We start from the raw sequence: 14,800 nt of genomic DNA, 5'->3' as shown, positions 1-14,800 counted from the left end.
CTACCTGATGGGTGGATCCTAAGGGCATCTTAGGGCGTTCTGTTCGTTGGGACAGTGGAGGGATTTCACCATGGCTGCCGGGTTGCAAGGGCGCGATCGAATGCCCCTGCCGAGACGTGCGGGATGCCCGTGATCGATCCTGTCTATGTGGCTTCGGGCTTCGGCGTTGGCGTGCTCGTCGGTATGACCGGCGTCGGCGGCGGATCGCTGATGACGCCCCTTTTGATCTTGCTGTTCGGCATCCATCCGGCAACTGCTGTTGGCACCGATCTGTTGTATGCCGCGGCCACCAAGACCGGCGGCAGCTTCGTGCATAACTGGGCGCGGAGCATTCACTGGCGAGCGGTACTGCGGCTCGCCGCCGGCAGCATCCCCGCCAGTATTGTGACGCTCGCGTTTCTCGCCTGGCTTGACCTGCCGACCGGGGCCTTGCGCAGCCTGATCAACTCGGTGCTTTCTGTCGCCTTGTTGCTGACCGCGCTGTCGCTGGTCTTCCGCAAGCTCATGATCGACAAACTGCGCGCGCGCATGAAACATTACGATGATGCGACGATCGCGCGTGCCACGGTGCTGCTCGGCGTGGTGCTCGGCGTTCTGGTCTCGATTTCATCCGTCGGCGCCGGCGCAATCGGGGTTACCGCGTTGCTCCTGCTTTATCCGCAACTGCCGATGGCGCGTATCGTCGGTTCCGATATTGCGCACGCCGTGCCGCTCACGCTGGTGGCAGGAATCGGCCACTGGATCATGGGTTCGACCGATTGGCAGCTGTTGGGTGTGCTCCTGATCGGTTCGCTGCCCGGCATCCTCATCGGCAGCTATTGCGCGGTTCGCGTTCCCGAAACGGCCTTGCGTCTGGTGCTAGCCGCGGTGCTGCTCGTGGTTGCAGGCAAACTGGGCTCGGAACAGTGGCGCGCCTCCACGCCGAACGTTGCGGCTGCCACCGTGCGCGCGCCGGCCCCGGCGCAAGGCGTGCCGGTAGTGCCCGTTGCGATCGGCGCACGCCCGGCCAAATAATCCAGATCTCGCCACCGGATTTTACGGCGTCGCCCCGCCGGATTCGTTTGCCAAAGCTTGAAGTATAAAATATATCCGAACCTTCGTCGTCCTTTGAAATCATTCGGGGAGGTGGCGTATGGCAGGACTGCCGCATTCCCCACATGCGGTCGTAACCGGCGCAGCGCGTGGCATTGGCCGCGAAATCGCTTCGACGCTGAGCAAGACAGGCGCTGTCGTCACCGCGCTTGGCCGTCAGAGTGCGGCCCTTGAAGGGCTGGTTGCGCAAGGTAACGCCCGCTTTTCCGCCGCCGCCGATGTCACCGACCAGGCCGCCGTTGCTGCGGCGATCGCGCAAGCGGCCGCGCGACAGCCGATCGATATCCTGATTGCCAATGCCGGCGCGGCGGAGTCCGCACCCTTCGCCAAATCGGATGCAGCGCTGTTCAAGCGCATGATGGACGTCAATTTCATGGGCGTGGTGAACAGCATCCAGGCCGTGCTGCCGTCGATGCGCTCGCGGCCCTTTGGCCGCATTGTCGTGATCGCCTCGACCGCGGGCCTGAAAGGCTACGCCTACGTCAGCGCCTATGCGGCTGCCAAGCACGCGGCGATCGGACTTGTGCGTTCGCTGGCGCTCGAACTGGCACCGACGCGCATCACCGTCAATGCGGTTTGTCCAGGCTTCACGGACACCGATCTGGTCGCAGGCTCGATCGATACCATCATGAAAAAGACCGGCCGCGACCGCGCGCAAGCCGTCGCGGAATTGACCAAACACAATCCGCAAGGCCGCCTCGTATCGCCGCAGGAAGTCGCCGACAGCGTATTGTGGCTGTGTGGCGAGGGCGCCGCGGCTGTCACAGGCCAGGCGATTGCGGTCGCCGGCGGGGAGATTTGATGCGTCGGCAACCAAATTTTGATGTCATTCCGGAGCGATGCGACAGCATCGAATCCGGAATCTCGAGATTCCGGGTCTGGTGCTTCGCACCATCCCGGAACGACGAAAGGAAGTAAGGATGAGCCAGCCAGCCAATCCCGTCACAACGCCGCTCGCGCAATATCAGCCGCGGCATTTTCTGCTGAAGGTCGAAGGAAACGTCGCCAGCGTGACGCTCAACCGTCCCGAGCGCAAAAATCCGCTGACCTTTGAAAGCTACCGCGAACTGACGGACTTCTTCCGCGCATGTGGTTTCGATGACGAAGTGAAGGCCGTGGTCGTCTCCGGCGCCGGCGGCAACTTTTCTTCCGGCGGTGACGTGTTCGAGATCATCGGGCCGCTCGTCAAAATGGACACCAAGGGGCTGACCGCCTTTACCCGCATGACCGGCGATCTCGTGAAGGCGATGCGCGCCTGTCCGCAGCCGATCGTCTCCGCCGTCGAAGGCATCTGCGCCGGTGCAGGTGCGATCATTGCGATGGCGTCCGACATGCGGTTAGCCGCCACCGGCGCGAAGGTCGCGTTCCTGTTCAACAAGGTCGGGCTTGCCGGCTGCGACATGGGCGCGTGCGCGATCCTGCCGCGCATCATCGGCCAGGCGCGCGCCTCGGAGTTGCTCTACACCGGCCGCTTCATGAGTGCGGAGGAGGGCGAGCGCTGGGGCTTCTTCAGCCGTATTGTCGCGCCATCCGAGGTGCTGCTGCAGGCGCATGCGGTGGCAAAGGACATCGCGGCAGGGCCGACATTTGCCAACACCATGACCAAGCGGATGCTGGCGATGGAGTGGGCGATGTCGGTGGAAGAGGCGATCGAGGCCGAGGCCATCGCGCAGGCGCTGTGCATGACGACGGAAGACTTCACCCGCGCCTTCGAGGCCTTTGCCGCCAAGCAGAAGCCCGTGTTCAAGGGGAATTGAGGCGGGAAGCATCCATCGATTTGCTGACGCTGTATGCGCTCGGAGCGCCGTCATGCCCCGCGAAAGCGGGGCATCTAGTATTCCAGAGACCTTTCGATGAGCGCTACCGCCGCGGCGTACTGGATCGCCCGGTCAAGCCGGGCGATGACAACCAGCGAGTAGCAGGTCAATATTGAAGCCGGCCGAAAGCCGCTTGCCGAGGAGATGCTTTAGGTTTAAAATAATTTCCGGCATTCAAAAGATCGGGATGAGGTTCCCATGAAGGTCGCGATCATCGGCGGTGGACCAGCGGGTCTCTATTCGGCGATCCTGCTCAGGAAGCAGCGCCCGCAGGCCGACATCACGGTCTATGAGCGCAACCGCGCCGACGACACCTTCGGCTTCGGCGTGGTGTTCTCCGACGCGACGCTGGACAATTTCGAGAAGTACGATCCGCCGAGCTATCGCCGTATCACGCAGGAATTCGCCTACTGGGACGACATTGCCGTGCATTTCCGCGGCACCGTGCACCGCGTCGGCGGCAACGGCTTTTGCGGCTGCTCGCGCCGCCAGTTGCTGCTGATCCTGCAGGAGCGTGCGCGCGAGCTTGGCGTCAAGCTGGTCTTCGAGACCGAAATCGACGACGAATCGCGTTTCGCCGATGCCGATCTCGTGGTGATCGCCGATGGCAGCAACAGCCGCTTCCGCGACAAGCACGCCGCTCATTTCGAGCCTGAAGTGGATATGCGCTCCAACGTGTTCGCCTGGATGGGCTCCACACGCCCGCTCGATGCCTTCACCTTCATCTTCCAGGAGACGGAGTGGGGCCCGTTCATCGCCCATGCCTACCAATATGAAACCGGACGCTCGACCTGGATCTTCGAGACCGATCCCGAGACCTTCAAGCGCGCGGGCCTGACGGGCCTCGACGAGAAGCAATCCGCCGACCGCATGGCGGAGATCTTCGGCTGGTTTTTGCAAGGCCATCCGCTGCTCACAAACCGCTCGATGTGGCGGAATTTCCCGATGATCCGCAGCCAGCGCTGGGTCAAGGACAACATGGTGCTACTGGGCGACGCCAAGGCGACCGCGCATTTCTCGATCGGCTCCGGCACCAAGCTTGCGATGGAAGACGCGATTGCGCTCGCCGACGCCATGCAGGGCGCGCCGACCGTGCAATCAGCACTCGCGACCTACGAGCAGGGCCGGCGCGAGGAAGTCGAGAAGACCCAACATGCCGCCGACGTCTCGCTCGTCTGGTTCGAGCATGTCGACCGCTTCTGGGATTTCGATCCCGTGCAATTTGCCTTCGGCGTGATGACGCGCGCCAAAGCCATCACTTATGACAATCTCACCTTGCGCGCGCCTGATTTTGTCGGCGAGGTTGACAAGGCCTTTGCGCGCCACGTGCGCCATCAAGGCTTCGACGTCGACGTCGAGAAGCCGTTGGCGCCGATGTTCCAGCCGCTTCGATTGCGCGAAATGCAGATTGCCAATCGCGCGGTGGTCTCGCCGATGTGCATGTATTCGGCGAAAGAGGGTGTGCCGGGCGATTTTCATCTCGTGCACTATGGCTCGCGGGCGCTCGGCGGCGCCGGTCTCATCTTCACCGAGATGACGTGCGTGGGGCGCGATGCGCGGATCACGCCGGGCTGCGCCGGCCTGTGGAACGACGAGCAGGAGAATGCGTGGCGACGCATTGTCGATTTCGTCCACGCCAACTCCGCCGCAAAAATCTGTCTTCAGCTCGGGCACGCCGGACGCAAGGGCGCGACCAAATTGATGTGGGATGGCATCGACCGTCCGCTGGAGGAGGGCGGCTGGGACGTCGTCTCCGCGTCGGCGATTCCTTACTTCCCCGACAGTCAGGTGCCGCAAGAGATGGACCGCGCCGCGATGGATCGGGTGAAGTCCGAGTTTGTCGCCGCGGCAGAACGCGGCGAACGCTGCGGCTTCGACATGCTGGAGCTGCATTGTGCTCACGGTTATCTGCTCGCGAGCTTCATCTCGCCGCTGACCAACCAGCGTACCGACCAATACGGCGGCTCGCTGGAAAATCGCCTGCGCTATCCGCTCGAAATCTTCGAGGCGCTGCGCTCGGCCTGGCCGTCGCACAAGCCGATGTCGGTGCGCATTTCCGCAACCGACTGGGCGGAGGGCGGCATCACCGGTGATGACGCCGTTGCGATCGCGCGCGCCTTTGCGGAAGGAGGCGTCGATCTCGTCGACGTCTCGACCGGCCAGACCGTGCGCGACGCGCAGCCGGTCTATGGCCGCATGTTCCAGACGCCGTTTTCCGACCAGGTCCGTAACGAGGCCCGCGTCGCGACCATGTGCGTTGGCAACATCACCACGGCAGACCAGGTTAATACCATCCTGGCGGCCGGCCGGGCCGACCTGGTGGCGCTCGGCCGCCCGCATCTGGTCGACCCCGGGTTTACGATGAAGGCCGCCGCCTGGTACGGGGCCGGCGATATCTTCTGCCCGCCGCAATATCTGCCCGGCAAGGAGCAGATTTTCCGCAATAGTGTAAGGGACCGGCAAGACTTCGAAGACCTTAAAATTAAGGCTAAGCCGAAGACCCGGGCCGAGCTGAAGGCGGAGGCCGCAAAGCCGCTTGCGGCCGAATAGGCCGGGTGGCACGCTGGATCGCCCATCCCTTGAGGGAAGGGGTGAACCGGGTAGCGGGCAACTTGAGCGTGTGTGAGTGGAGTTAAGGCGATGAAGGCGATTATCGTCGGCGGCGGCATCGGTGGTCTGACCACGGCGTTGATGTTGCGCGTCCGCGGCATCGGCTGCGAGGTGTTCGAACAGACGGACACTATCCGTGAACTCGGCGTCGGCATCAACACGCTGCCGCATGCGATCCGCGAACTCGCCCAACTCGGCCTGTTGCAAAAACTCGACGACGCCTCGATCCGCACCGATGTGCTCTATTACCTCAATCGCCATGGCCAGGAAGTCTGGCGCGACACGCGCGGCATCGACGCCGGCCATGACGTTCCGCAATTCTCGATCCATCGCGGGCGCTTGCAAAGCGTGATCCATCACGCAGTAGAGGAGCGGCTCGGCAAGGAATTCATTCACACCGGCCATCGCCTCGGTGCGTTCACCCAGGACGAGGGCGGCGTCACGGCGCATTTCTTCGACCGCTCGGGTCATCATATCAAGACCGTGCGCGGCGACATCCTGATCGGCGCCGATGGCATTCATTCACGCGTGCGCGAGACGCTGTTTCCCAACGAAGGCCCGCCGTGCTGGAACGGCCTGATGCTCTGGCGCGGCGCGCGCGACTGGCCGATGTTCCTGACCGGCCGCTCGATGATCGTCGCCGGCGGCCTCAATGCCAAGGTCGTGGTCTATCCGATCGCGGAAGGCTCGAGCCCGTCGAACCGCCTGACCAACTGGGCCGTGCTGGTCAAGATCGGCGACGGCTCTTCGCCGCCGCCGCGCCGCGAGGACTGGTCGCGTCCCGGCAAGCGCGAAGAGCTGATGCCGCATGTGGCGCGCTTCTCGATGCCGTATGTCGACGTCGCGAGCCTCATTTCGGCGACGCCGGAATTTTATGAATATCCGACCTGCGACCGCGATCCGTTGCCGTATTGGTCTGATGGCCGCGTCACGCTGCTCGGCGACGCCGCGCATCCGATGTACCCGGTCGGCTCAAACGGCGCGTCGCAGGCCATTCTGGATGCGCGCTGCCTTGCAGACTTGCTCGTGCGTTCCGAACATCCGCGTCAGGCGCTGGTCGCCTACGAACAGAAGCGCCTGCCGATGACGGCCGAGATCGTGCGTTCCAACCGCCGCGGCGGACCGGAGGGCGTGATCGATGCGGTCGAGCAGCTCGCGCCGGATGGGTTCACCGATATCGACAAGGTGCTGAGCTACGCCCAGCGCGAAGCGATCGTGCGCGGCTATGCCACCAAGGCGGGCTTCGCCGCCGTGCCAGGACTGGCGGCGGTGAGGGGGTAGTCCTTTCACGCCATTCTCACGTTGTCATTCCGGGGCGCTGCAAAGCAGCGAGCCCGGAATCTCGAGATTCCGGGTCTGGTGCTGACGCACCATCCCGGAATGACGGCTTTTGACAATCACGCTCCCGGAGGCGGGGGCAGGAAGTGGATGTTGTGCTCGGCGGCGAGCGCCACGACCGCGTCGGGCGTTTGCTCCTTCATGTTGTGAATGCCCCAGAACAGTTCGTAGAGCTTCTGCGTCGGCGAGACCCAGAACAGCACCTTCACCACCTGATCGGATTTGTTGAAGATGCCGTGCGGAATGCCCATCCCGAGCCGGACGAGGTCGCCGGGCGTCGCCTGCGCGTCCGAGCCGCCGAGCATGAAGTCGAGCTTGCCTTCGAGGATGTAGAGATATTCATCCTGGTCGGGATGAATATGCGGTGGCACGAAGGTGCCGGGTGGGAACGTCGCATGCCACGAGAAGCTGTGGTCGCTGCGATTCTTCGGCACATAGGTCTGGCCGAGAATGTTCCAGGAAATGCCCTGGATGCCTTCATTGGCGCGGGTGATGCCGGTGATCTCGCTCGTCATACTCACTTCACTCCCCTTCCTCTACCCACGTCTTACTTGCCCGGCACGCATTCCTTGGCGTAGCGGTCGGCGTCATTGGCGAAGACTTTCTGCACGATCTCGGTCTCGAACTTGCCGTCCGGCCGCTTGGCGACCTTGGTCAAATAGAAGTCCTGAATCGGATAGCCGGTGATGTTGAACTTGAAGTTGCCGCGCAGAGACTTGAAATCGGCCTTCTTCAGGGCGGCCGCGACCGCTTCCTTGTTGGAAAGATCGCCCTTGAGCGCCTTCACGGCGCTGTCGATCAGAAGCGCGGTGTCATAGCCCTGCATGGCGTACGTGCCGGGCACGCTCTTATAGGCAGCCTCGTAACCCGCCACGAATTTCTTGCTCTGCGGATTGTCGAGGTCCGGCGCCCAGTCCGCGCCGCCGAACATGCCTACGGCCGCATCCTGCTGCGCCGGCAGCGTCGATTCATCGACGGTGAAGGCCGACAGCACCGGAATCTTGTCGGCAAGTCCCGCCTGCTTGTACTGCTTCACCAGGCTCACGCCCATGCCGCCGGGCATGAAAGTGAAGACGGCATCAGGTTTCTGCGCAGCGATCTTGGACAGTTCGACCTGGAAGTCGAGCGTGCCGAGCGGCACGTAGCTTTCCTCGGTGATCTGGCCCTTGTACTCGAGCTTGAACCCGGCGGCCGAATCCTTGCCGGCCTGGTAGTTCGGCTCCAGTATATAGACGCGCTTGTAGCCGCGGTCCTGCGCGACCTTGCCGAGCACCGCGTGCACCTGGTCGTTCTGGTAGGACGTGACATAGAAGAACGGGCTGCAAGCCTTGCCGGCATAGCTCGACGTACCGGCATTGGGGCTGATCAGGAACGTCTTGTTGTCGACGACCGGCCGATGAATCGCCAGCAGGATATTGGAGAAGATCGGGCCGACGACAAAATCGACCTTGTCGCGCTCGAGCAGGCCTTTCACCTTGGAGACAGCGACGTCGGGTTTCAGTTCGTCGTCGGCGACGATCACCTCGACGTCGCGGCCGCCCATCTTGCCGCCGAGATCCTTCACCGCGAGGTTGAAGCCGTCGCGGACCTGCGCGCCCAGTGCGGCGGCCGGACCCGACAGGGTCGCGATCAGGCCGACTTTCAGTTTCTCCTGGGCTGTCGCCGGCTGAATGAAAATCCCGGCCGCGGCCGCAAGCGCGGCCCATTTCAATAGGTGACGCATGACCCTTCTCCCCTTGATCGCCCGCATATCGGACTATTATTTCGGGCAGCTTATGCCGATGATGGCCGCGGCGGCAACCGCGTCCTTAGGCGAGTTATGGCCCAACCATAACGTTAACATGCAAAGGCCGCGCCAATTATTTGAAACTTAAAGAAATCTGGAAAACTGTCGAACTGCGTGGGGCCGGTTCGCGTTTTGACTTGATGCGGCGCTTCAATTACGTGAAGCTCAAAAAGGTAAGCATGGTTGCAGCATGATCCTCGATTCCGAGACCAAGGCCGTCGAGCTTCCCGGCGATCACGGCGACGAGCTGCGGCTGTGGCTGCGGCTTTTGACCTGCACCACCCTGATCGAGGGCGAGGTAAGAGGCCGCTTGCGCGAGCGCTTCGACGTGACGCTGCCGCGGTTCGACCTGATGGCCCAGCTCGACAAGGTGCCGGAGGGGATGACGCTTTCGGACGTCTCCAAGCGCATGATGGTCAGCAACGGCAACGTCACCGGCCTCGTCGAGCGGCTGGTTGAATCCGGCCATCTCGACCGGCGGACATCCGAGAGCGACCGGCGCGTCCAGGTGATCCGCCTGACCAAGGCCGGCCGCGCCGAATTCCGCAAGATGGCGGCCGAGCACGAGAACTGGATCGCCGATATCTTCTCCGATCTGTCGCCGAAAGACGTGCGCGAATTGATGCGGCTGCTCGCCAAGACCAAGGCGTCAGCGCAGAAGGCCGCGCTGGGCAGGACGTGAAGCGTGAACGGAATAGACTACGAGGCCGAATACAACAACCGGGCCCGCGTCCCGGAAAACCCGGAACTGATGGCCGGGTGGGCGAGGGATGCAGCGGCCTATCGCGAACAGAACGCCCCACGCCGGATTGCATACGGGCCTGAACCGCGTCATGTGATCGACGTCTTCGGTGGGGACAAAGGCGAAGACAAAGCGCCGCTCGCCGTTTTCATTCATGGCGGCTATTGGCAGGCGCTGGATGGGTCGTGGTTCAGCCATATGGCGCGCGGCCTCAACGCCCACGGCATCGGCGTTGCCATTCCGACCTACGATCTTTGCCCCCAGGTTTCGGTGGCCGACATCATCATGCAGATGCGCGAGGCGATGCTCGAACTGGCGAAGATCTCGGAAACGCTTGTCGTCAGCGGGCACTCCGCCGGCGGACATCTCGCGGCCTGCATGCTCGCCACCGACTGGAAGGCCTACGAAGATTCTCTGCCGCCGCAGCTCGTGCGCGCGGCCTATGCGATCTCCGGCCTGTTCGAGCTCGAGCCATTGGTTGCGACCTCCATCAACAAGGCGTTGCGTCTCGACGCCGCCTCGGCCCGTGCCTCAAGTCCGTTGTTCTGGCAACCGCCATCGCACGGCAGCCTGGACGCGGTGGTGGGCGAGGCGGAGAGCGCGGAATATCACCGCCAGAGCAAAGCGATCGCCGAGGCCTGGAACGAAGCCGGCATCGCCACCAGTTACGGCAGTCTGCCCGCGGCCAACCATTTCACCGCGATTGCCCCGCTCGCCGACCCGGCCTCGGCGATGACTCTTCGGCTAAAGCAATTGGCGGGGCGCTAAATCCGCCAAAAGACTAAAGCCGGCCTATTGCATCGAATTGTTTTAAGTATAAAATGTTTTGAACCCGTCACTCCGAAACCGGGAGACGATGGAAATGTCAGGTCGAATTTCCCCATCGCTTGGCCCCACGGGTCACGTCGACGATTTTGCCCGGCGGAATCTGCCGCCGCTCGAACTATGGCCGGATCTCCTGCTCGATCGGCCGGAGTTTCAATATCCGGACTATCTAAACGCTGCGGTCGAATTGACCGATCGCATGGTCGAGAAGGGTTTTGGCGATCACACCGCGCTGATCGGCAACGGCCGCCAGCGCACCTACAAGGAACTCTCCGATTGGTCGAACCGCCTCGCGCATGCGCTGGTGGAGAATTACGGCGTCAAGCCCGGCAATCGCGTGCTGATCCGCTCCGGCAACAATCCGGCGCTGGTGGCCGCCTGGCTGGCGGCGACCAAAGCAGGCGCGGTAGTCGTCAATACCATGCCGCTGCTTCGCGCGGTCGAGTTGAGCAAGATTGTCGACAAGGCCGAGATTTCGCTGGCGCTGACCGACAGTCGCATTGCCGATGAACTGGTCGCGTGCGCCAAGACCAGCCGCTTCCTCAGGCAGGTCGTCAATTTCGACGGCACGTCGAACCATGACGCCGAGCTCGATCGCGTCGCCTTGAGCAAGCCGGTGCGTTTCGCGGCCGTCAAAACCGGCCGCGACGACGTGGCGCTGCTCGGCTTTACGTCGGGCACGACAGGCGAACCGAAGGCGACGATGCACTTTCATCGCGATCTCCTGATGATCGCGGACGGTTACGCGAAGGAAGTGCTGGGCGTCACGCCGGACGACGTGTTCGTCGGCTCGCCGCCGCTCGCCTTCACCTTCGGGCTCGGAGGACTGGCGATCTTCCCGCTGCGGTTCGGCGCGACCGCGACGCTGCTCGAAAACGCTTCCCCTCCCGAGATGGTCAAGATTATCGAGACCTACAAAGCCACGATCTGTTTCACCTCGCCGACCGCCTATCGTGCGATGATGAGCGCGATGGACCAGGGCGCGGACCTGTCGTCGCTGCGGCTTGCGGTCTCGGCCGGTGAAACCTTGCCGGCGCCGGTGTTCGAGAGCTGGACGAAAAAAACCGGCAAGACCATTCTCGATGGCATCGGCAGCACGGAACTGCTGCATATCTTCATCTCTAACCGCACCGGCAGCGCTGCCGCCGGTTCGACCGGAATGCCGGTCGCGGGCTATGAAGCCAAGATCGTCGACGACAACATGAATGAGCTGCCGGCAGGCGCGATCGGCAAGCTCGCGGTGCGCGGCCCGACGGGCTGCCGCTATCTCGCCGACGCTCGCCAGACCAATTATGTGCGCGATGGCTGGAACATGACCGGCGATTCCTTCACCCGCGATGAAAAGGGCCGCTTCTCGTTCGTCGCGCGATCAGACGACATGATCATTTCCTCCGGCTACAACATCGCCGGTCCCGAGGTCGAGGCGGCGCTGCTCAGCCACGCGAGTGTCGCCGAATGCGGCGTGGTCGGGGCGCCCGACGAGGCGCGTGGCATGATCGTCAAGGCCTATGTGGTGCTGGCGGCAAAAGCGGTCGCCGGCGATGCGCTGACGTCCGAGTTGCAGGAATACGTCAAGCAGGCCATCGCGCCCTATAAGTATCCGCGCGCGATCGAATATGTCGCGCAATTGCCCAAGACCCAGACCGGCAAGCTCCAGCGCTTTGCGCTGCGGCAGATGGCGCTAGGTAAAGGCACGTCGCCGGGCGTTGCGGCCGAATAGGTAAGGAGAAATATCGGTGAACCCTTCGAAAGGCCCGGCCTCCGCCGCCCGCTCCGACGACGAGACGGGGGTGCGAACGCTGCAACCGAGCGGCTGGCCGATGCCAAAAGGCTACGCCAACGGCATGACCGCCGAGGGCAGGCTGGTGGTGACCGGCGGCGTCATCGGCTGGGACGTCCACGGCCATCTGCCTTCCGATTTCCTGGCGCAGGTGCGGCAAACCTTGCGCAATATCGCCGCCATTCTCGCGGAAGGTGAGGCGAGGCCGGAGCACTTGGTGCGCCTGACGTGGTACGTCGTCGACATGGACGAATATTTGTCGAGCCTGAGGGCGCTCGGGCAGATCTATCGCGAGATCTTCGGCGCGCATTACCCGGCGATGGCGCTGGTGCAGGTCGTGCGCCTGGTCGAGAAAGAGGCCAGGGTCGAGATCGAAGCAACGGCGGTCGTGCCGCGCTGATGTTTCTTCTCTTCCCGTGAACGGGAAGAGGTGAGAAGGACCGCGTCACGTGTTTGAAATCTTCGGCGGCTCAAGCTCCGCCAGTTCGTCGTAAGCCTTGACCGCTTTGCGCAGCAGCCGCTTCTTTTGCCTGGCGTCGAGCAGGAGATCGGCTGCACCCGCCTCGTCGTCGCCAAGCGCACGTAGGAGCGAGCGGCGCCGTTCATCGTCGTTGAGTTGCCCAAGCGATTTGTGAACCTTGCGCAGGAGCTTCAGCGTCGCCTGTTGTGTCGGCGTCTCGCTGGCCGGGATCAGTTTGGCCGCAGCCTCGATGGCGTAGTTCAGCCGCTTGTTGGCGAGCCGCAGGCGATGGCGCTTGCGGGCGCCGACGTCCTCAAGCTTGCGGCTTTTCCTTAGAAGCTTTTTTCGCCACCTCAGCAGTTTTTCCGAGCAGTATGGCTCCGCAGGCCGCGCGCGCCGTTCAACCGCCTGCTTCGATCGTTTGCGCGACCAGTCGCCGTGCGCGATCCAGGCGGCGAGATCCACGGTCAGCCGACGATAGCGCGACGAGCCGAGGGTACGGCTCAAATGGCGCAGGCAGGTGGCCCGTTCATCTCGCCAGGCCCGCTCGGTCGCGTCCGTTGGCTGCTTGATTTTTGCAAGCCGTTCGAGCGCGACGTCGAGGTCGCGAACCATGCCGAGATGCGCATTCAGCCATTTCAATTCCGCGGCAAGCCGCATCTCCTCGTCGCCCTCCACCATGGGCGAAAACAAGGCAATGGTGGTCCGCAACCGGGTCAAGGAAACACGCATGGCGTGTAGGGACGCAGCCTCGCCCGCAGACGTACCCTTATGCTGCGCTGTCAGCTGACCGAGATATTGGGTCGCCGCAGTCCGAAAAGCGGTCTCGCACGTCATCGCCTCCGGTGGCGGCGCCTGCGTTATCGATCTCTTAACTGTGACGGCTGCGCTCATGGAGACAGGGTGCCCGGCTGCAGTTAGCTTGACAACGGGGCTTGTTCCCAGACGAGCTTTGCGGCAGTACTGAGAAAATTCCCGGAAATCGCGCTCGGGACGGTAATTTTTGGGTGGGGACCCGGCTGCCCAACCTTGGCCTCGGCCCGACGATTGGATTGGCCGTCTGGCGGGTTTTTACGCCGGCTTTCGTGTCCGGAGAACCAGTGCGGCGAATTTGAAGTTCCTATCAGCGTTGCGGCAAGCTCATCATAGGAACTTCAAATTCAAAGCCGCACTAGAAACAATAGGTTGCTAGAGCTCCTTTGATTCCGAAGTTCGCATCAGAGGTGCCACTGATTGCTTGCGAACTTCGGAATCGGAGCTCTAGTAGGCGTGTCCCAGGACAAGACCATCGAACCCCGGCCGGTGACGGGCAAGCTTTCGGTGCTGCGCAAGCACCCGATTTTCTGCGACCTCGATGTGGAGGCGTTCGAGCAGCTCGGCCGCTATGCCAAGCCCGCGATGCTCAAGCGCGGGGCGACGATCTTCTCCAGGGGCGACCCCGGCAATAGCCTGATCGCGGTTATTTCGGGAACGGTGAAGATCAGCATTTCATCGCCCGACGGGCGCAGCGCGATCCTCAACCTGATCGGTCCCGGCGAGATATTCGGCGAGGTTGCCGTTCTCGATGGCCAGGCGCGAACGGCGGACGCCATCGCCAACAGCAATTGCGAGATCGTCGTCATCGATCGCCGCGAATTCTTGCCGTTCGTGAAGAGCCAGCCCGCGCTCGCGATGAAATTCATCGAGCTGTTGTGCGCGCGGCTGCGTTGGACGTCCGACCAGGTGGAAGAGGTGATCTTGCAGGATCTGCCGGGGCGGCTCGCCAGCGCGCTGATCCGTCTCACCGATCGGCACAAGGCCGCGAAGGATAGCCGCACCATCGCGGTAACCCAGCAGGAAATCAGCGAGATGGTCGGCATGTCGCGCGAGAGCATCAACAAGCAGCTGCGCGCCTGGGCCTTGCGAAACTGGGTTCGTCTTGAGCACGGCGCCATTGTCGTGCTCGACGTCGCATCGCTGCAGGAAATTGCGGGATCGGGCGTGGACGACGATTGAATCACGCTAGCAGTGCGCGGATGTGAAGCAGGTCACACGGGTTTGATCGGCGACGGGCTAGAGTTTGCGTGGGGGACATCTTCAGCGACTGGAGAAACCCATGCACGCTCCGCACGACAGATCACGTAAAAGCACCTACCGCATCGAACCGAAAAGCGGCGTTGGATTTGTCATCCTGGTCGCCGCCGTACCGCTAGTACTCGTTGCACTCGCGACCCTTGATCCGAAGGTGCCGGTCTGGATTTCGCAAGCCGTCCAGGCGGAATTCATCGGCGATGGCAGCGCAGCCGACATGCCGACGCAGACCGCGCAGCCGAACATGGCAGAGCCCGTGCAGACGGTTCGCGCGTATTGA

Annotated in this window: 14 protein-coding genes; 11 read left to right on the top strand and 3 right to left on the bottom strand. The window is 62.8% G+C overall.

Going from position 1 to position 14,800, the window contains the following annotated elements; all coding sequences use genetic code 11:
* Positions 1 to 129: 129 nt before the first annotated feature.
* From M6D32_RS17075 to M6D32_RS17055, 5 genes are all read left to right on the top strand, one after another.
* Positions 130 to 1,014, top strand: a complete 885-nt coding sequence (locus M6D32_RS17075) for a sulfite exporter TauE/SafE family protein (protein WP_298258305.1) — start codon at positions 130 to 132, stop codon at positions 1,012 to 1,014.
* A 118-nt stretch (positions 1,015 to 1,132) separates the two neighbouring features.
* Positions 1,133 to 1,894 (top strand): SDR family oxidoreductase, encoded by a 762-nt coding sequence (locus tag M6D32_RS17070; RefSeq protein ID WP_298258267.1) that lies wholly within the window; start codon positions 1,133 to 1,135, stop codon positions 1,892 to 1,894.
* Positions 1,895 to 2,012: 118 nt separating this feature from the next.
* Positions 2,013 to 2,849 carry an enoyl-CoA hydratase family protein gene (locus M6D32_RS17065; protein WP_298258265.1) on the top strand — a complete coding sequence of 279 codons (837 nt, stop codon included), beginning with the start codon at positions 2,013 to 2,015 and terminating at the stop codon, positions 2,847 to 2,849.
* Positions 2,850 to 3,107: 258 nt separating this feature from the next.
* Positions 3,108 to 5,459 (top strand): bifunctional salicylyl-CoA 5-hydroxylase/oxidoreductase, encoded by a 2,352-nt coding sequence (locus M6D32_RS17060; protein WP_298258263.1) that lies wholly within the window; start codon positions 3,108 to 3,110, stop codon positions 5,457 to 5,459.
* Between the two features lie 90 nt (positions 5,460 to 5,549).
* Positions 5,550 to 6,800: a flavin-dependent oxidoreductase gene (locus M6D32_RS17055; RefSeq protein ID WP_298258261.1), complete on the top strand. Its 1,251-nt coding sequence runs from the start codon at positions 5,550 to 5,552 to the stop codon at positions 6,798 to 6,800.
* Between the two features lie 116 nt (positions 6,801 to 6,916).
* On the opposite strand, the gene M6D32_RS17050 is transcribed toward M6D32_RS17055, so the two are convergent.
* Together M6D32_RS17050 and M6D32_RS17045 are read right to left on the bottom strand one after the other, a co-directional pair.
* Entirely contained in the window at positions 6,917 to 7,372 is a 456-nt protein-coding gene (locus tag M6D32_RS17050) for a cupin domain-containing protein (RefSeq protein ID WP_298258303.1), read from the bottom strand.
* Between the two features lie 32 nt (positions 7,373 to 7,404).
* Positions 7,405 to 8,580 (bottom strand): ABC transporter substrate-binding protein, encoded by a 1,176-nt coding sequence (locus M6D32_RS17045; protein ID WP_298258259.1) that lies wholly within the window; start codon positions 8,578 to 8,580, stop codon positions 7,405 to 7,407.
* A 253-nt stretch (positions 8,581 to 8,833) separates the two neighbouring features.
* Between M6D32_RS17045 and M6D32_RS17040 the strand changes: the two genes are divergently transcribed.
* From M6D32_RS17040 to M6D32_RS17025, 4 genes are all read left to right on the top strand, one after another.
* A complete protein-coding gene (locus M6D32_RS17040) occupies positions 8,834 to 9,325 on the top strand; it encodes a MarR family transcriptional regulator (protein WP_298258257.1) in 492 nt (163 codons plus the stop codon).
* 3 nt (positions 9,326 to 9,328) lie between these two features.
* The gene (locus tag M6D32_RS17035; RefSeq protein ID WP_298258255.1) at positions 9,329 to 10,153 is read left to right on the top strand and encodes an alpha/beta hydrolase; all 825 of its coding nucleotides are present in this window, start codon (positions 9,329 to 9,331) and stop codon (positions 10,151 to 10,153) included.
* A gap of 94 nt (positions 10,154 to 10,247) precedes the next feature.
* A complete protein-coding gene (locus M6D32_RS17030; protein WP_298258253.1) occupies positions 10,248 to 11,930 on the top strand; it encodes a benzoate-CoA ligase family protein in 1,683 nt (560 codons plus the stop codon).
* A gap of 16 nt (positions 11,931 to 11,946) precedes the next feature.
* The gene (locus M6D32_RS17025) at positions 11,947 to 12,390 is read left to right on the top strand and encodes a RidA family protein (protein WP_298258251.1); all 444 of its coding nucleotides are present in this window, start codon (positions 11,947 to 11,949) and stop codon (positions 12,388 to 12,390) included.
* Between the two features lie 45 nt (positions 12,391 to 12,435).
* Here the strand turns inward: M6D32_RS17025 and M6D32_RS17020 are convergent, their stop codons facing one another.
* Complete coding sequence (locus tag M6D32_RS17020; RefSeq protein WP_298258301.1) at positions 12,436 to 13,287, bottom strand: CHAD domain-containing protein; 852 nt, start codon at positions 13,285 to 13,287, stop codon at positions 12,436 to 12,438.
* A gap of 432 nt (positions 13,288 to 13,719) precedes the next feature.
* Between M6D32_RS17020 and M6D32_RS17015 the strand changes: the two genes are divergently transcribed.
* Together M6D32_RS17015 and M6D32_RS17010 are read left to right on the top strand one after the other, a co-directional pair.
* Complete coding sequence (locus tag M6D32_RS17015; protein ID WP_298258250.1) at positions 13,720 to 14,445, top strand: Crp/Fnr family transcriptional regulator; 726 nt, start codon at positions 13,720 to 13,722, stop codon at positions 14,443 to 14,445.
* Positions 14,446 to 14,545: 100 nt separating this feature from the next.
* Positions 14,546 to 14,800, top strand: coding sequence for a hypothetical protein (locus tag M6D32_RS17010; RefSeq protein ID WP_298258248.1), 255 nt, complete (start codon positions 14,546 to 14,548; stop codon positions 14,798 to 14,800).

This window comes from Bradyrhizobium sp., from assembly GCF_027307225.1.
GTDB lineage: Bacteria > Pseudomonadota > Alphaproteobacteria > Rhizobiales > Xanthobacteraceae > Bradyrhizobium.
The sequence above is the reverse complement of the archived record's forward strand: the minus strand, read 5'-3'. Positions and strand labels throughout refer to the sequence as shown.